Source organism: Bacillus sp. C28GYM-DRY-1 (assembly GCF_030519405.1).
Taxonomy (GTDB): domain Bacteria; phylum Bacillota; class Bacilli; order Bacillales; family Bacillaceae; genus Bacillus; species Bacillus spizizenii_A.
The window spans coordinates 152,108-167,932 of the sequence record NZ_JAUMKF010000003.1 but is presented as its reverse complement, the minus strand read 5'-3'; the positions used below and the strand labels follow the sequence as shown (position 1 = coordinate 167,932).

Sequence of the window (15,825 nt, the reverse complement as noted above, 5' to 3'; positions counted from 1 at the left end):
GGTAAAATTTAAGTAATGAATGAACTAGCTTACTTGCTGTTTTTTGAGCTTATTGATAATAAAAGCTTGTCCCTTTGGAGTGATGCGCATTGTCAGCCAGGATTTCGGCGTTCCTTTTACATCTCGCACCCCCTGTGCGATTTCAAAGTAACCGCGCTCGATGTATTCCTGGTACGGCTCATTTTTGTTCGCCATGATCATCTTCCATTCGCGCAGCTTCTGAAAGAGCCGTTTCTCACCAATGACAATGCCGTTTTTACAAGCAAGCTTTGCCAGTTCACGAACAAGCATTGATCTTTCTGATGCCATACAACTCTGTGCAAAGTTGACTAATGATTCTTGAATCTTCAATGTTTGTTCAAGTTGCTGCCGTTCTTCCTGCTCACTGATCCATCGCTTTGCCCGGCTGACTGGATCTTCGATCATGTAGGACGGCTGAGTCATTTTTTGCAACTCTGCTTCCATGCGGTTAAACTCCGCAATGTATTTTTCTTTGAATATCGCTGCCTTTGTGCCTGTATAACCAAAAACTAAAAATGTGAGTCCATCACGTTTGATTAGATATTTTTTTAACGTTCGACCAGTTGCATCTTGATAATCACTCAACGAAAAATTTCGTTCAGTAAATTCCTTGGAGCAATTGAGTGTTTCAATACTTTTTATTACATCGGCGTGTCGTTTTCCGAATACCTCAGCCACCGTCAGGCTGTCTGTTACGGCTTGGTTGCCTTCAATAAAAACAATCTGATTCACTCTATAGAGCCTCCTTCATATTTGCTTGTTCCTGCGCTTCGATCCACGCATCTATGTTGTGCTTAGTGAAGAAAATGCGTGTGCGTATTCGAAAGTGTGGAATTTCTTTTTCGCGAACCATTGTGTAAATCGTGTCGTGGTGAACACCAAGGTATTCAGCTGCTTCTTGAACAGTCATTGTATTGCGAGCCATTTCTATGCCTCCTATGCTGTAGTTTTATTACTCATATTGTGTAACTTTTCATCAAAAAAAAGCTCTTTCACATCTCCGTTAAGCAGCTCAGAAATTTGTTGTGCTTTCTCTAAGCTCGGCTTAGTACGACCCATTTCGATATTCGCATAACCGCTGGCATATCTGTATCCCAATTGTTTAGCCATATATGTTTGTGTTTTTCCCTGAGAAATTCTAGCTGCTCGTAATTTTTCAAGCATTACTGCAACACCACCTTACTCTTTTTGTGTAACTCGTTGTTAAACCCATATTAATATACACATATGGGGTAAGTCAATAATATTTTATTCTTTTTGTGTAACTATTTATCTTCATTGTGTAAAACGTGATAAAATTTACACACCAAATGAAAAAGGTGTTTGAAAATGGAAAATATAACAGGAAAAATCTTAACTGAATTAAGAGAGAAAAAAGGTTGGAGTAAATCATTAGTGGCTAAAAAACTCGGCATTAAAACTATGTCCACCTATGCAAATTGGGAATATGGTTTAAGAAAACCTGATGGAGAAATGCTGGTTAAAATTGCTGAATTGTATGGAGTAACAACTGACTATATTCTAACTGGCAAAAAACCAAATGAATTTAATCATGACCTTTTTGACGATCCTGATTTGCAAATCGCCTTTAAAGAAGCTTCGGACTTTTCAGAAGAAAGTCGAAAGCAAGCTATCGATTTCATTAATTATTTGAAAGAGAAAGAAAAAGCAAAAGGTCGTAAATCTCCGAATGTGGAGAGCGATTGATATTGCTTCAAACAAAAGTATTGCAATGATTAATCTATTTTGATTTAGTTATTCTTTAGTTATTTAGTTATTAATAGAAGTTTCCCAAAAAAGTCTAATGGTAACTAATGTAATTCCATTCGTGTACCAAAGTTAAAAATTACAAGAGTTTAATCCCTTATGTAGCAAGGGGTTGAAGAAATGCCCGTCTCCCAATGGTGTACCACTGGTTTCCTATCCGTATCCCATTGATGTACCAAAAAAACGGGTATCTTCTTTTAATTTTATGATGACATTTTTTTATAAAAAGGGGAAATTACAGTTGGCATTTTTATTTAAAAATGAAGAAGTTTATAACAGTGTAGCTAAAAAGAAACGAAAGGCATCTGGGGGATTTAGAAAAACATACTATGCAGCCCAACCGTTGTTAGGACAAAAAAATCAAGTTATGATGGAAGTTATTTTTGGATACTTAACTGGTTCGCAAGTCAGCAGTCAAGGTCTGTTTATTGCAACAAAAGAAAATTTACACCTTGTAACTGATAAAGCCGGTGGTCATAAAATAATTAGTTGGAATTATGATGAGATTAAAAGTATTTCAGTTTTAAAACAAGCTTTCACTGGTTTTACACTTGAATTTAAAACAGTTAATGGTGATTACCTAATTAAAAGCGTCATGGAAGGCGATCACGAAAAATTTATAAATTATGTTAGGAAGTCGATCATCGCAGCAAGCAAGAAAACAGCTACTGAGAACATTTCTAAACGTAAGGCTGACGAAAAGCCAATAAATTCTGATTTTGATTTCGTTGCTTCCGAAATAAGAAAATATGCAACTTTAAAAGATGAAGGACTTATTACAGAGGAAGAATTTACAGCGAAAAAGAAAAAGCTTTTAAACATATAAGGCCCGATTTTTTGGGCTTTTCTTTCACACTAAAAATAGAACATACATTCCCATTTGGCGGTGTTTATTATGGCAATCCAGTTATCACATCTAGAAGAAGAAGTAAAAAAGATTTATACAAAATTAAATATGCTCGCTCCTGACGATATAGATCTTGAACGCATTGCCGCTGCTTTTAAGATATGGTTTCATTATGAGAAAGCTAATAGCAGCATGTTTTGTATCAATGGTCTTTACAGCATGGTTTTGGATATTCGAGCTTCACCACAAGAGCAATGGCAAGACTTCGTTCATGAACTCGCCCATGTGCTGAAGCATGCCGGAAACCAATTTAATATGAATAGAATGTTTAGAGAGCTTCAAGAATATCAGGCCAATAGTTTCATGTATCACTTTTGTGTACCGACATTTATGCTCGAAAAGATGTCGTTGCCTCGCATGCAATCCGAGGCTATAAAGTTAATTGGGGATACTTTTAACGTCACATACCCTTTCGCAGCTAAACGGCTTGAAATGTACAAAAGAAAACAGTTTTCTATTCTCTGGCATCAAAAGCTCTATCAACTAAATTAATAGAACAAGGAGGTAGCCACATGGCTAGTATTGAAAGACGCAGTGAAAAATCTTTTAGATTAATAGTCGAAAATGGTTATGACGCAAACGGTAAAAGAGATAGAAAAAAGAAATCGATTCGTATCGAAGATCCAAAAATATTAAAGTCTAAACGGAAATTACAGGAGTATCTAGAAGACCAGTTGCACCGTTTCAGAATTGAAGTAGAGGCCGGCGAGTATATTGCGCCTGAAAAATCAACATTCGAATCATTTGCAGAGAAATGGATTGAAAAAAAGCTCTTTAATAAAAATGGCAAACCTTACTCTTATACAACATCTGTTAAGTATTCAAATCACTTAAACAATCACATCCTCCCAGCATTAGGTCATAAAAAAATAGACAAAATAAAGAGCCTTCATATTGTTGATTTTATTGATGATTTATCTAAAGAAGGAGCTAGAAAAGATGGAAAGCCTGGCGGATTAGGAGATCAAACAATCAAAGATATATTTAAAATTCTGCAAGCATTGTTTAAAACCGCAACAGAGGAATGGAAATTGATAAAAGATGATCCTATGGAGGGTTTGAGTTCACCTGAAGCTGAGAATAAGGAAATGAACTTTCTTGAATCGGAAGAAGCAGCTGAATGTATTAAAGTGTTGTATGAAATAGACATTAAATGGCGCTTATATTATCTTGCAGCTCTGATCGGGGGGCTTCGTAGAGGAGAAGCTCTTGCTTGTGAATGGCACTTGGATGTAGATTGGGACAAAGGTGGAATATACGTAAATAGATCAATTTCTAAAACAATTAACGGAGAGCCTCACGTCAAAAGCCCAAAGTCAAAAAGTTCTCAACGATTCGTTAAAATGCCTGATTTTTATATGGATGAGTTAGCTAAATATTATCGCATATGGAAGAAAGAAAAACTTATGCTCGGTGATGCCTGGGAAGGCGGAGAACATCAATATGTATTTCACAGTGGTAAAGGAAAACCTTACTACTATACAACCCCTACCGCAAAATGGACTAAAATAAAAAAGAAGTACGGCCTAAAAGATGTTCGTCTTCATGACTTGCGGCATACTATGGTGGCTCTCCTTATGGAAGCTGGTGAAAGTCTCAGTGCTATTCAAAGAAGAGCAGGACATGCTAGTGCTCGAACAACTAGTGATATTTATGGCCATGTTACCGAGAAACTCGAAAATAGCACAGTAAAACACTTTAACCAATTCGATCCTAGAAACCTAGCACAAAAACAGAGTTGATTTTGAATTTCCCTTCAAAATCAGCTCAAATAAATTCCGTCCCCAATTCGTCCCCAACTCGATGAATGATGACAAAATCAATAAATAAGAAAAATAAAAAACCCTTGCTATGCAAGGGTTTAAGCTATGATTCCGACTGGGCTCGAACCAGCGACCTCTACCCTGTCAAGGTAGCGCTCTCCCAGCTGAGCTACGGAATCATGATATGTATATGTTGCTGGGTATGTGGTTGTCTTTCTGACAAGTTCTATTATATAACCTCCTCCTCAATCCGTCAACTGCTTTTTTTAAAAAACCTTTTTTTCGGACTTGCTGTTTCGTTCCTCGGCTATTATAATATGTCTAATTTTCTAACAATAGGGGTGGTGGGGTTTGGGTTCTTTGATTTCTTCTGATGATGTTTGGGTATTGTGGGGATTTATTGCGGTGTGGGCGGCAGTGAGCATCGGGCTGGAGCAGCGCTTTAAGTGGGCGTCCGCTGTGTCCGGAGCGATCATTGCGCTTTTAGGTGCTATGGTGTTTACAAATATAGGAGTTCTTCCTGTTGAATCGCCTGTGTATGATACTGTTTGGTCTTATGTGGTGCCGCTGGCGATTCCTCTTTTGCTGTTTCAGATCAATGTGCGCCAGATTTTTAAGGAAAGCAGGCGTTTGCTCTTTATTTTTCTGATTAGCTCCGCTGGCACTGTGCTTGGGAGCATTCTCTCTTATTTTCTATTCAAACAGCATATTCCTTATCTCGATAAAATCGGCGGAATGATCAGCGCCTCTTATATCGGCGGCGGGATCAACTTTGCGGCGATGGCGGCAAAATTTGAGACGCCGGGGGAATATGTGTCGGCTACCGTTGTGGCTGACAATGTGATGATGGCGATTTTGTTTTTTATAGTAATCAGTATTCCTGCAGTTCAATGGTTTCAGCGGCATTATGCTATGCCGTTTGAAGAAAAAGTAAAAGCCGATGGAAAGAGCGGAAACAGTGCAGAAAGCTATTGGAAACGGAAGGACATTTCCTTAAAGGATATCGCTTTTAATGCCGGTGCTGCTTTTGCGCTTGTTGCGGTTAGTGTGAAGATTTCCGGCTTATTTAAAAGCCTTTTTTCTCATCCCCTTTTGACCGGAACGCTTGGCGATCAGTATCTGATGCTTACGTCTTTAACTGTTCTCATCATTTTTCTTTTCCCGCGTTTTTTTGAAAGGCTTAATGGATCTCAGGAGCTTGGTACCTTTTTGATTTATTTGTTTTTTGTAGTGATTGGCATTCCTGCAGATCTGCGCTTAATCGTTACCAATGCGCCTCTTATTCTATTATTTGTGTTTATCATTGCGATTAGCAATTTAACTGTTTCCTTAGCCGTCGGAAAATTGTTCCGCGTGCGGCTTGAGGAAATTCTGCTCGCTGTCAACGCTGCTGTCGGGGGGCCTACAACAGCGGCTGCGATGGCAATTGCCAAGGGTTGGCGGGAGCTTGTCGCCCCGATCATGCTTGTCGGTACGCTCGGCTACTTAATTGGGAACTATGTCGGTACCTTTTTGGGAAACTGGTTTTCTTCTTTCTTATAAAAAGGATTTTTGCACTTTCCTCAGAATCATGTAAGAGGAATGCTGACATTGGAACGGAGAGATTACTGGTATGTTAAAAGGAAAAAACATCTATATAAGACCTTTAGAAGTAAAGGATGCGGGAGAAAATCTGCGGCTGCAAAGCGAAAACCGGAATTTTTTTGAACAGTTTTCCATGATACGCGCAGACGATTACTATACGGTTGAGGGGCAAAGAAAAAGGATAGCAGAGTATCAGCAAAGACTGGAGAAAGATGAAGAGTATCATTTTGGCATTTTTGCAGTGTCAGATGATACATTAATCGGGACGATTTCGCTCTTTCAAGTCATCCGCGGGGCGCTGCAAACTGCGTTCATCGGGTATTTTTTAGACAAAGCCCATAATGGAAAGGGCCTTATGACAGAGGCAGTCAAATTGATTGTTGATTTTGCGTTTCAGGAATTGAAACTGCACCGTATTGAAGCCGGTGTGATGCCCCGCAATCTCGGGTCCATGCGTGTATTGGAAAAAGCGGGATTTCATAAAGAGGGCATCGCTCGAAAAAATGTGAAAATCAACGGAAAATGGGAGGATCATCAAGTCCTCGCGATTCTGAATCATGATGATGAACAATAAAAGAAGCCGGGCCATCCCCGGCTTCTTTTAACGGATCGCCACTGGCGCAATTTCTTTCAGCGCTTGTTCGAAATCACGTTCTAAATCGTCTGCATGTTCGACCCCCACGCTAAGACGAAGCAGGCCATCTGTGATGCCGCGTTTTTCACGCTCTTCCCTAGGCATTGCCGCGTGAGACATCGTTGCCGGATAGGACAAAATCGATTCCACAGCGCCAAGGCTCACAGCAAAGACCGGAAGTGATACATTCTCTACTAATTTCTTAACGGCCTCTTTGCTTTCAAGCTCAAAAGATAGCACGGCGCCCGCTCCCGTTGACTGGCTTTTATGGGTATCGGCGCCCGGATGATCGGCCAGGCCCGGGTAATACACTCGTCTCACCGCCGGATGCTTCTGGAAAAACTCCGCAAGCCGCTGCGCTGTTTGGCTTGCTTTTTCTAAACGAACCTGCAATGTTTTTAAGCCGCGCAGCACGAGCCAGCAATCTTGTACGCCAAGGACGGCGCCGAACGCGTTTTGCAGCTTATACAGCTGCTTCCCAAGCTCTTCATCCTTGACAGCAGCCAGGCCTGACAGCACATCGCTGTGTCCGCTCAGGAACTTTGTTGCGCTGTGAAGCACAATGTCCACACCGAGATCAAGCGGCCGCTGCAGTGCAGGTGTCATGAATGTATTGTCCAAAAAGGTCAAACAGCCGTTTTCTTTTGCAAGCTGAACCACCGCTTGAATATCTGTAATCCCAAGTGTCGGATTTGAGGGTGTCTCCATATAAATGACCTTTGTATTCGGCTTGATATTCCGCGCCACTTCGTTACTATCCGTCATATCAACAAACGTGTGCTCAATGCCAAACCGGGTCAGCACCTCTGTTACCATGCGGAAGGTTCCGCCGTATACATCTTCTGTCACAAGAACGTGATCGCCCTGTGACAGCAGTAAAAATGCTGTTGAGATGGCCGCCATGCCTGAACTGAAAGCAAATCCTCTCGTTCCGCCTTCCAGTGCGGCAATTGTTTCTTCGAGCGCTGTTCTTGTCGGCGTACCTGAGCGGCTGTAATCGTATGCGCCAAACTCTTCAAATGAGGATTGGTGAAAAGTCGATGCGTGCTGGATCGGTACACTGACCGCTCCTGTTGAGCCGTCTGTTTTAAATGGATTGTGCACGAGCTGGGTTTCCAGCGTCCAATTGTGATTACTCAAATGAAACAGCTCCCTCTTTAACCTGACATAACGCCTGTTTTAAGTCTTCTTTTAAGTCTTCCTCATGTTCAATTCCAACTGAAAAACGCAGCAAACGATTGCAGACGCCATTTGCGATGCGGATTTCTTCAGGAATATCCATGTGCGTCTGTGTGGCAGGGTATGTAATAAAGCTCTCCACCCCGCCGAGGCTTTCTGCGAAACAAATGGTCTTCAGCGCTTTTAAAAACGGGTTGACCCACTCTTCTTTTTGAAGACGGAAGGACAGCATGCCACCCTTTCCGGGATACAGTACATCGGCAATTTCCTCCTGTTCTTCTAAAAATGCCGCAAGCTCCTGCGCGTTTGCCTGATGCTGGCGCATTCTGAGGCTCAGCGTTTTCATCCCTCTCATCAGAAGCCACGAATCAAACGGAGGCAGGACGGCGCCGATCGCATTTTGGTGTTGAAACATTTCCTCACCAAGCTGCTCATCCTTTACAACGACAAGTCCCGCAAGCAGGTCATTATGCCCGCCTAAATACTTGGTTGCACTGTGAATCACAATATCGGCTCCCAGCTCAAGCGGCCGCTGCAAGACCGGTGTATAAAATGTATTATCAACGATCAGCAGAAGACCGTACTCTTTCGTAATCCGGGCAATCTTTTCAATGTCCGCCTCCTGCATGAGCGGATTTGTCGGCGTTTCTACAAACACCGCTTTTGTATTCGGCGTAATCTTAGAGCGTAAACCGTCCTCATCGCTGAAATCATCATAATGAAAGGTCAATCCGTATTTTTTCCACTCGTTTTCAAACAGACGGTACGTGCCGCCATATAGGTCCGATGAAACGATCAGTTCATCTCCGCTTTTAAACAGCGCCATAATCGTTTGGATGGCAGCCATTCCTGAACTGAAGGCAAGCCCCCTCGCGCCGTTTTCTAAGCTGGCGATCGCGTCCTCAACAAGCTGGCGTGTCGGATTTTTTGTGCGGACATAATCAAATCCGGTTGATTCTCCGATCCCTCTGTGGCGGTAGGCTGTTGATAAATAAATAGGAGGACTCACTGTTCCCGTGACTTCGTCGCTTCGGTTCCCGATTTGGGCTAATTTCGTTTCAACGTGCTGTGACATATAGCTGACACCTTCCCTTTTCATAATAAAAACCCCTTCTTCATAAGAAGAAGGGGTTTAACGCTTCTTCTTATCTTCCAAGCATAAAAAACGCTTGCTGGATTTAGCACCTTGGCGTTTTGCACATATGCAAAACAAGCCGGTTGCTGAGGTTTCTAAGGGCCAGTCCCTCCACCTCTCACGATAAGAAATATCGGTTTTAATTTTCTGATTGTTTTATATTAGCGCAATTTGCAGTTTATTTCAACTCTTTTTTCTTCGAATTCCGAACCGTTTAAAGAGAGAAATTTCTAATAATTCATGGTACAATAATGGAAAACAGCAAGAAAGTCTAGTGATGTCCTGGAGGAATGTATTATGGCACCGAAAAACGGCACAGTACAAGAAAAGAAATTCTTTTCCAAAGAGCTTAACGAGGAAATGACATTGCTCGTTTATCTGCCGTCCAACTACTCCCCCCTTTATAAATACCATGTTATTATCGCGCAGGACGGCCACGATTATTTCAGGCTGGGGAGAATTGGCAGACAGGTCGAGGAATTGCTGTCCAAACGTGAAATTGACCGGAGTATTATTATCGGTGTTCCTTATAAGGATGTTGATGAACGCAGAAAAACCTATCATCCGGAGGGCTCCAAGTTTTCAGCGTATAAACGGTTCATCGCCCATGAGCTCGTACCGTTTGCGGATGATGAGTATCCTACTTATCATGTCGGCTACGGACGCACGCTGATCGGCGATTCGCTCGGAGCGACCATATCGCTCATGACAGCACTCGATTATCCGAATATGTTCGGAAACATCATTATGCAGTCTCCCTATGTTGACAAGCATGTATTGGAGGCCGTGAAGCAGTCGGACAATATCGAACACCTCTCTATTTATCACCAAATCGGCACGAAAGAAACTGACGTCCACACGACTGACGGGAACATTCTGGACTTTACAGAACCGAACCGTGAGCTGAAACAGCTGCTGGAGAAGAAGCTTTCCGATTATGATTTTGAACCATTTGACGGAGACCATAAGTGGACATACTGGCAGCCGCTTATCACGCCGGCCCTGAAAAAAATGCTTTAATACTCAATCATACTTTATTTCCAGGAGGGACATAATATGAAATACGGAATCGTTTTATTTCCATCAAAAAAACTCCAAGACCTTGCGAACTCTTACAGAAAGCGCTATGATCCAAGCTATTCCCTGATCCCGCCCCATTTGACGCTAAGAACATCGTTTGAATTGACGGAGGAGAAAGCGGATCAGCTTGTATCACATCTGAGAAACATCGCAAAGGAGTCCCATCCGGTCGTTCTCAAAATGACAAAATACAGCTCATTTGCTCCTGTTAATAATGTCATTTACATCAAAGCAGAGCCGACGGAAGAACTAAAAACACTCAATGAAAAGCTATACACCGGTGTGCTGGCTGGTGAACAGGAATACGCTTTTGTTCCGCATGTGACGGTAGGCCAAAACCTTTCCGACGATGAGCATTCGGATGTCCTCGGTCAATTAAAAATGCAGGAAGTGTCGCATGAAGAAATCGTTGATCGTTTCCACTTGCTTTACCAGCTGGATAATGGATCGTGGACAGTATATGAAACCTTTTTGCTAGGCAAAGGAGAATAGTATTTGGAAGCAGTTATCGCAAAAAATGAAAAACAAATGAAAGATGCATTTCTTGTAAGAGAAGAAGTCTTTGTCAAAGAACAAAACGTGCCTGCTGAAGAAGAAATTGACGAACTTGAAAATGAGTCGGAGCATATCGTTGTGTATGACGGCGAAACGCCTGTCGGTGCCGGAAGATGGCGTATGAAGGACGGCTACGGCAAGCTAGAACGGATTTGCGTATTGAAAAGCCATCGCTCCTCCGGCGTAGGCGGCATCATTATGAAGGCACTCGAAAAAGCGGCTTCAGACGGCGGCGCTTCCGGTTTCATTTTAAACGCGCAAACGCAGGCCGTGCCGTTTTACAAAAAACACGGGTATCGCGTTCTTTCTGAAAAAGAATTTTTCGATGCCGGCATTCCCCACTTACAAATGATTAAGGACTAAACAGCATCCGGGTCTATTGAGATCCGGATTTTTTCCGCACATTAAAAACCGTTCTCTCTGGATATGAACGGTTTTTTATACATATCGATTAATATAAGTGCCCATCCCTTTTTCTCGAAATCTCTTATAAAGAGAGCGCTTACGTTTTGTCTCGTTTACTTTTCTTTCAGCGGCTGTTTGATTCTCCTGCTGCTTTTCAAGTTCCTTGTATACCCGCTGAAACGAGACATAATTGATTTTTTCGGTTCCGGCGTAATCCTGCTTGTGTCCAATCGTCCTATTTGCATATTGAGCGTATTGCTGGTTCTGAATTTGACCTGCATATATCATGCGATACCCACCCTTCTGCTGTTCCTTTTCCCTTAAACTGACTTTTTGAAACGCGTTTCTTTTGATATGATAGTCTTTGTCTGTAATGAACACCTTTTTTTGATTGGGAGGATCCCTGTTTGAAATGCGCCCGACTGAATGATCGAACCATCCATTTACATACATATTCGAGAGAACATTACCAATTCCTCTTTGAAGAAGGAATAAAAGGACGTTTATTTTGTTCTCATTGCGGAAAACCCGTCTTGTTAAGGCTCAACATCGCCGATCCGCCGGAGTTTATCCACCGCCAGCCAGGCGATTTTCCGGCATGTGAAAAGGCCTGCGAAACGAAACCCATTAAAGAAGAGAAAAAAGAAGATGATCAGGAATTCGGTGTCTTTCGTTTACCCAAGGGAAAAGCGATCACTGATGACTCGTCTTCAGCTGCCACGGAATGGAAGCGGCCTAGAAGCATTAAACCCGGAACACCCTTTGTACAAAAAACAATAAAACCTGATACGAGTCTTTTTCCGTCTGTCGGCTTGAACTCGGATCAGCTGAAAGCTGTCACAGAAACGGAAGGCCCGCTGCTAGTGCTTGCAGGTGCGGGAAGCGGGAAAACACGGGTGTTAACGGCGCGCGCCGCCCACATGATCGAACACTTGGGCATACCGCCGGAACACATGCTGCTCGTCACCTTTACAACAAAAGCTGTCGCTGAAATGAAAGATCGTATGGCGAAGCAGTACGGATTACAGCCGGCAAAAGTGAGACGGCTTGTCACCGGAACATTCCATAGCTTGTTTTATAAAATCTTGTATCACTATGATTCTAATAAATGGAACGGCGAGCATCTGCTGAAAATGGAATGGCAGCGGGAACAATATATCAAAAAAGCACTCTATGAAGAAGGCATAGATGAGAAGGAGTTCCCCGTTGATCAGGCCTTGCAGCAGATCGGTTTCTGGAAAAACACTTATGTGCCGAATGAACGCATTCCTTTGCAAGATGAGTGGGAAAAACAAGTCTATCGTTTATATGAACATTATGAACGCCAAAAAAAAGAACACAATCAGTTTGATTTTGATGATATGGCATCCGCCTGCTATGAATTGTTTATCGATCGGCCGGATCTTCTCGAACAATATCAATCTCGGTTTACCTATATCTTAATTGATGAGTTTCAGGACATTAACCCGGTTCAATATAAAATCATGCAAATGCTCGCCAGTCCGGAGCAAAATCTGTGCTGTGTCGGGGACGATGACCAGTCCATCTACGCGTTTCGGGGAAGTAATCCGTCCTTTATTCTTGATTTTCAAAAGGATTATCCTGAAGCGAAGACGATCTATTTAACTGCAAACTACAGGTCTACGCATCCGATCGTATTCAGCGCTGATACCGTCGTGAAAAAGAACAAAAACAGGTATGCCAAAATGCTTGAAGCGGCGCGTGATGACGTCCAGGCCCCTGTGCTGTTTTATCCTTATGACGAAGAGGAAGAAGCCACAATGGTAGTTTCCGATATCAAAGAAAAAATCCAAAACGGGGCGAGCCCTGAAGACTTTGCAGTTCTCTACCGCACAAACAGCGGAGGCCGTGCCATATACGAAAGGCTTCATCATTCGTCAATTCCGTATACAGCAGACCGCGGCGTACAGTCGTTTTACAGCAGACGGATTGTCCGCCAGATTCTCGCATACTTGTACGCCAGCCAAAATGAGGATGACACTGAGGCGATGAAGCACTTGCTGCCAGCCTTGTTCTTAAAACAGTCTGCTTTGAACACACTGAAGGCGCTCTCGATTACCGAGGACTGCACCATGATTAAAGCGCTGGTCAAACTGCCTGATCTAAAGCCGTTCCAGCTGGACAAAATCAAGAAGATTGTACCGTTTTTCGCAAGCCTCCGCACGATGAAGCCGGTGGAAGCGATCACCTTTGCAGAAGGAAAAATGGGCTTCTCGGAGTATTTAAAAAAACGGGGTAATGAGGGCAATAAGCTGGAAAAAGGATCCGACGACCTGCGTGACATCAAGGTCGTCGCCAAGAAATTCAAAACGATTCCTGACTTTCTCGCCCACGTTGACCATATGAGAGCTTCTGAGAAAAACAAAACAGTTGAAAATGGCGTTCAGCTAATGACCATTCACCGGTCAAAAGGCCTTGAATTTAAAACCGTCTACGTGTTAGGCGCGGTAGATGGCTCAATTCCTCACGATTTCTCATTAGAAACAGCGAGAAAAGGAGATGAAGCTCCACTTGAGGAAGAAAGGCGCCTTTTATATGTAGCGATGACCCGGGCAAAACAACATTTATATTTGTCTTGTCCCGCCAACAGGCGCGGTAAAACGGCTCACCGTTCAAGATTTTTGTATCCGTTATTACAGCAAGTAAGACAGCCCTTGCACAACTAACAGCCCGGCAGTGATCTGCTGGGTTTTTTCTTCTGTAAAAAAGGCCCGCTGAAAAAGTCAGCCAGGCCATTCGCTTATTTATTATCCAGCATTTTAGAAATGGTTCCAAAATCAAGCTTTTCTTTACCGCTTGTAATGGATTGCACAATTTTATCTTCTAATTCTTTCGGCACGCGTCTGTTTGCCAGTTGTGCTACACGGCTAATCACGCTGCGCACTGTGTTTTCGTCTTTAAAATTGGCATTTTGAAGAGAGCCGGCAAGATTCATGACATCCTGCATATTGACGCCTGTTTTCTTTTCGATGTTCTTAAAAAATTGATTATCCATAATGCGCCTCCTTTTGGCGGAGTGATATGGTATTGTATGAATGTACACTATTCAATGTGCTTCCATAAAAAAATAAACAAGGCAAGGAAGCACAGGGTGTTACCCGCACTTCCTCAATTCACCTTAGAAGTTACAAAAAGATGCACCCACGATGATAAGCAGAATGAATAATACGACCAATAGAACAAATGTTGAACCATAGCCGCCACCACTGTAACCGCCAGCATAACCGCTGTAGCCGCCACAGCCGTAGCCGCCTCCGAATCCATAGCCCATAGATAAGCACCTCCTTTACTCTTTATACACTATGTGAGTCATTTTATTCGGCTTGGATATTCGCATAGGGCGCTTGCGGATTTACGATGGGTCATGCTGAGCCTGTTGTTTTTTTAGTAAAGCTTCGGTTTTTTCTGTCAGCTCTTCAATCTCCTCTTCAAACGCCAGGCCTGCTTCGTCGAATGCATCCAATTCTTTTCTGATGTTGCTCAAGATGTCTTCATGCTTTTTTTGCTTTTGTTCGTGAGGTTCATATTTTCCTTCTATCCAATTTTCGAACTCATTCACTGCTATCCCCCCACTTAGATATATGCTGAACGAGACCGCTCCGTTAAAAAAACAAAAAACCGGAGATCTCCGGTTTTCGTTGCCACGCTATTGAGGCTTTTTCTTTTTATTTCCGCACCCGCAGCCTTTCTTTTTGATCTTTTTTGTTTGAGACGATGAATCTGTATATGGAGTTTTTTGGGAAGGTTTATTGGATTGATTCACTTTGATCCTTTCCTTTCCTTATGTCATATATGCTACTTTATGTGGATACTGACGGAATGTTGCTGGAGGGAACGCCTCATTCCTGCAGCCATTTTGATATAAGGGTTTCAATAATACCGGCCAGACCGGCGATCGCCAGCAGTAAAATCAGCCACTGCGCCACTTGCGGGATCAAAGCCCGGGACAAAATCAAAAAACCGGCACACCACACACCTGTACACCAATAGCAGCTCAGCAATTCACCGATAAAGGCCCTCATGCCTGTTCCCTTAATGACAATATACGTTTCCATATTCCCGTCCGCATCCTTCTCCTCCTTCTCTTCATGAAACAGGTTGCGAAGTGGCGTCATTATCGTGTCAAACACCAAGAGTCGAGTCAGCCGAAAGACCGCAAGCGAAAGAAGGAAAAGAGACAGCCAATTAGTAACCACTTGTTCACTCCTTTCATTATCCCTTTCACATATATGCTGAATCCCTAGCTTTCATGATTTTGTATCTTGTCCTCTAAAAAAATAGTTAATTTTCTTATTCCACTTTAGGTTGTCGTTGCATTTACTATGGTATAGATAAGAAAGGAGTGAAGGTTTTGTCTGTTGAAGAAAAATTCGACTCACTCTACTTACAAATGTTTGAGGAATTATCCAATGAAGAAGACAATTATATTGAAATCGTTGATTCTGAAAACATTACAATTAATAAATCAGCCACTGCGATTGCCCTTTCAATTCAATCGGCTATATCAGCCTTAATTTCAGCTATTGTCCAGCTCTTGATTACAGATGAAGATGTGGCTGATCTTGTAGCTAGCGATATATTGACACGGACCGGATCACGTATTCAAAAAAGGGTAAAAATTAAAATTGAAAATTGTTATAACGTGACAATCACACTCTCCGCAATTGATATCATGGCATCTGTCAACCTATTAATCGGAATATTAAATGCACTTATGGTAGAAGCCGACATTCTTTAGCCCTTTCTTTCTAAATCTTTAAAAGATGAGGTGAAT

Annotated in this window: 21 protein-coding genes, 1 tRNA gene and 1 riboswitch; of the genes, 11 read left to right on the top strand and 11 right to left on the bottom strand. The window is 42.4% G+C overall.

The annotated features are described in order from the left end of the window. Positions 1-24: 24 nt before the first annotated feature. From Q3W56_RS04640 to Q3W56_RS04630, 3 genes are read right to left on the bottom strand one after another with little or no spacing between them, the layout of a single operon-like run. The gene (locus Q3W56_RS04640; protein WP_302894657.1) at positions 25-753 is read right to left on the bottom strand and encodes a Rha family transcriptional regulator; all 729 of its coding nucleotides are present in this window, start codon (positions 751-753) and stop codon (positions 25-27) included. A 1-nt stretch (position 754) separates the two neighbouring features. Then, positions 755-946, bottom strand: coding sequence for a helix-turn-helix domain-containing protein (locus tag Q3W56_RS04635; RefSeq protein ID WP_302894656.1), 192 nt, complete (start codon positions 944-946; stop codon positions 755-757). A gap of 11 nt (positions 947-957) precedes the next feature. Further along, positions 958-1,185, bottom strand: coding sequence for a helix-turn-helix transcriptional regulator (locus tag Q3W56_RS04630; protein ID WP_032725424.1), 228 nt, complete (start codon positions 1,183-1,185; stop codon positions 958-960). 165 nt (positions 1,186-1,350) lie between these two features. On the opposite strand from Q3W56_RS04630, the gene Q3W56_RS04625 reads away from it, so the two are divergent. From Q3W56_RS04625 to Q3W56_RS04610, 4 genes are all read left to right on the top strand, one after another. After that, positions 1,351-1,728, top strand: a complete 378-nt coding sequence (locus Q3W56_RS04625; RefSeq protein WP_032725423.1) for a helix-turn-helix domain-containing protein — start codon at positions 1,351-1,353, stop codon at positions 1,726-1,728. 301 nt (positions 1,729-2,029) lie between these two features. Further along, positions 2,030-2,614 carry an SHOCT domain-containing protein gene (locus tag Q3W56_RS04620; RefSeq protein ID WP_032725422.1) on the top strand — a complete coding sequence of 195 codons (585 nt, stop codon included), beginning with the start codon at positions 2,030-2,032 and terminating at the stop codon, positions 2,612-2,614. A 69-nt stretch (positions 2,615-2,683) separates the two neighbouring features. Continuing rightward, entirely contained in the window at positions 2,684-3,187 is a 504-nt protein-coding gene (locus tag Q3W56_RS04615; protein WP_302894655.1) for an ImmA/IrrE family metallo-endopeptidase, read from the top strand. 20 nt (positions 3,188-3,207) lie between these two features. Beyond that, positions 3,208-4,437 carry a tyrosine-type recombinase/integrase gene (locus Q3W56_RS04610; protein WP_302894654.1) on the top strand — a complete coding sequence of 410 codons (1,230 nt, stop codon included), beginning with the start codon at positions 3,208-3,210 and terminating at the stop codon, positions 4,435-4,437. Between the two features lie 127 nt (positions 4,438-4,564). Here Q3W56_RS04610 and Q3W56_RS04605 read toward each other — a convergent pair. After that, positions 4,565-4,637: transfer RNA gene (locus Q3W56_RS04605), tRNA-Val, on the bottom strand. Between the two features lie 172 nt (positions 4,638-4,809). Between Q3W56_RS04605 and Q3W56_RS04600 the strand changes: the two genes are divergently transcribed. Both Q3W56_RS04600 and Q3W56_RS04595 read left to right on the top strand, forming a co-directional pair. Beyond that, entirely contained in the window at positions 4,810-6,000 is a 1,191-nt protein-coding gene (locus Q3W56_RS04600; protein ID WP_302894653.1) for a DUF819 family protein, read from the top strand. 70 nt (positions 6,001-6,070) lie between these two features. Then, entirely contained in the window at positions 6,071-6,616 is a 546-nt protein-coding gene (locus Q3W56_RS04595; RefSeq protein ID WP_302894652.1) for a GNAT family N-acetyltransferase, read from the top strand. 27 nt (positions 6,617-6,643) lie between these two features. Here the strand turns inward: Q3W56_RS04595 and metC are convergent, their stop codons facing one another. Next, entirely contained in the window at positions 6,644-7,816 is a 1,173-nt protein-coding gene (gene metC / locus Q3W56_RS04590; protein WP_302894651.1) for a cystathionine beta-lyase, read from the bottom strand. Then, complete coding sequence (gene metI, locus Q3W56_RS04585; RefSeq protein ID WP_302894777.1) at positions 7,809-8,930, bottom strand: cystathionine gamma-synthase/O-acetylhomoserine thiolyase; 1,122 nt, start codon at positions 8,928-8,930, stop codon at positions 7,809-7,811. The genes metC and metI overlap by 8 nt, the downstream gene beginning before the upstream one ends. A 67-nt stretch (positions 8,931-8,997) precedes the next feature. Further along, positions 8,998-9,120: riboswitch (SAM riboswitch) on the bottom strand. 167 nt (positions 9,121-9,287) lie between these two features. On the opposite strand from metI, the gene Q3W56_RS04580 reads away from it, so the two are divergent. The 3 genes from Q3W56_RS04580 to Q3W56_RS04570 are packed head-to-tail and all read left to right on the top strand — an operon-like array spanning position 9,288 to position 10,988. Next, positions 9,288-10,010: an esterase family protein gene (locus Q3W56_RS04580; protein ID WP_302894650.1), complete on the top strand. Its 723-nt coding sequence runs from the start codon at positions 9,288-9,290 to the stop codon at positions 10,008-10,010. Between the two features lie 36 nt (positions 10,011-10,046). Then, entirely contained in the window at positions 10,047-10,562 is a 516-nt protein-coding gene (locus tag Q3W56_RS04575) for a YjcG family protein (protein ID WP_302894649.1), read from the top strand. 3 nt (positions 10,563-10,565) lie between these two features. Continuing rightward, positions 10,566-10,988, top strand: coding sequence for a GNAT family N-acetyltransferase (locus Q3W56_RS04570; RefSeq protein ID WP_302894648.1), 423 nt, complete (start codon positions 10,566-10,568; stop codon positions 10,986-10,988). A gap of 75 nt (positions 10,989-11,063) precedes the next feature. Here the strand turns inward: Q3W56_RS04570 and Q3W56_RS04565 are convergent, their stop codons facing one another. Next, positions 11,064-11,318 carry a hypothetical protein gene (locus Q3W56_RS04565; protein WP_029317022.1) on the bottom strand — a complete coding sequence of 85 codons (255 nt, stop codon included), beginning with the start codon at positions 11,316-11,318 and terminating at the stop codon, positions 11,064-11,066. A 119-nt stretch (positions 11,319-11,437) separates the two neighbouring features. Here Q3W56_RS04565 and Q3W56_RS04560 point away from each other — a divergent pair, with 119 nt between their 5' ends. Further along, positions 11,438-13,717, top strand: coding sequence for an ATP-dependent helicase (locus Q3W56_RS04560; protein WP_302894647.1), 2,280 nt, complete (start codon positions 11,438-11,440; stop codon positions 13,715-13,717). 74 nt (positions 13,718-13,791) lie between these two features. Here the strand turns inward: Q3W56_RS04560 and spoVIF are convergent, their stop codons facing one another. The 4 genes from spoVIF to Q3W56_RS04540 all read right to left on the bottom strand — a co-directional run bounded on the left by spoVIF (position 13,792) and on the right by Q3W56_RS04540 (position 15,247). Continuing rightward, positions 13,792-14,046, bottom strand: a complete 255-nt coding sequence (gene spoVIF, locus Q3W56_RS04555) for a sporulation-specific transcription regulator SpoVIF (protein WP_019714009.1) — start codon at positions 14,044-14,046, stop codon at positions 13,792-13,794. Between the two features lie 123 nt (positions 14,047-14,169). Next, positions 14,170-14,322 carry a YjcZ family sporulation protein gene (locus Q3W56_RS04550; protein WP_019714008.1) on the bottom strand — a complete coding sequence of 51 codons (153 nt, stop codon included), beginning with the start codon at positions 14,320-14,322 and terminating at the stop codon, positions 14,170-14,172. A gap of 81 nt (positions 14,323-14,403) precedes the next feature. After that, positions 14,404-14,610, bottom strand: a complete 207-nt coding sequence (locus tag Q3W56_RS04545) for a hypothetical protein (RefSeq protein ID WP_302894646.1) — start codon at positions 14,608-14,610, stop codon at positions 14,404-14,406. Positions 14,611-14,890: 280 nt separating this feature from the next. After that, positions 14,891-15,247 (bottom strand): DUF1360 domain-containing protein, encoded by a 357-nt coding sequence (locus tag Q3W56_RS04540; protein WP_302894645.1) that lies wholly within the window; start codon positions 15,245-15,247, stop codon positions 14,891-14,893. Positions 15,248-15,393: 146 nt separating this feature from the next. Between Q3W56_RS04540 and Q3W56_RS04535 the strand changes: the two genes are divergently transcribed. Next, the gene (locus Q3W56_RS04535; protein WP_302894644.1) at positions 15,394-15,789 is read left to right on the top strand and encodes a spore coat protein; all 396 of its coding nucleotides are present in this window, start codon (positions 15,394-15,396) and stop codon (positions 15,787-15,789) included. Positions 15,790-15,825: the final 36 nt, after the last annotated feature.

Bases quoted from the DNA above. Each gene is read 5' to 3' on its own strand.
- Q3W56_RS04630 (WP_032725424.1), bottom strand. From the start codon at position 1,185: ATGCTTGAAAAATTACGAGCAGCTAGAATTTCTCAGGGAAAAACACAA.
- Q3W56_RS04565 (WP_029317022.1), bottom strand. From the start codon at position 11,318: ATGATATATGCAGGTCAAATTCAGAACCAGCAATACGCTCAATATGCA.
- Q3W56_RS04615 (WP_302894655.1), top strand. From the start codon at position 2,684: ATGGCAATCCAGTTATCACATCTAGAAGAAGAAGTAAAAAAGATTTAT.
- Q3W56_RS04625 (WP_032725423.1), top strand. From the start codon at position 1,351: ATGGAAAATATAACAGGAAAAATCTTAACTGAATTAAGAGAGAAAAAA.
- metI (WP_302894777.1), bottom strand. From the start codon at position 8,930: ATGTCACAGCACGTTGAAACGAAATTAGCCCAAATCGGGAACCGAAGC.
- Q3W56_RS04635 (WP_302894656.1), bottom strand. From the start codon at position 946: ATGGCTCGCAATACAATGACTGTTCAAGAAGCAGCTGAATACCTTGGT.
- Q3W56_RS04580 (WP_302894650.1), top strand. From the start codon at position 9,288: ATGGCACCGAAAAACGGCACAGTACAAGAAAAGAAATTCTTTTCCAAA.
- Q3W56_RS04595 (WP_302894652.1), top strand. From the start codon at position 6,071: ATGTTAAAAGGAAAAAACATCTATATAAGACCTTTAGAAGTAAAGGAT.
- Q3W56_RS04575 (WP_302894649.1), top strand. From the start codon at position 10,047: ATGAAATACGGAATCGTTTTATTTCCATCAAAAAAACTCCAAGACCTT.
- spoVIF (WP_019714009.1), bottom strand. From the start codon at position 14,046: ATGGATAATCAATTTTTTAAGAACATCGAAAAGAAAACAGGCGTCAAT.
- Q3W56_RS04610 (WP_302894654.1), top strand. From the start codon at position 3,208: ATGGCTAGTATTGAAAGACGCAGTGAAAAATCTTTTAGATTAATAGTC.
- Q3W56_RS04550 (WP_019714008.1), bottom strand. From the start codon at position 14,322: ATGGGCTATGGATTCGGAGGCGGCTACGGCTGTGGCGGCTACAGCGGT.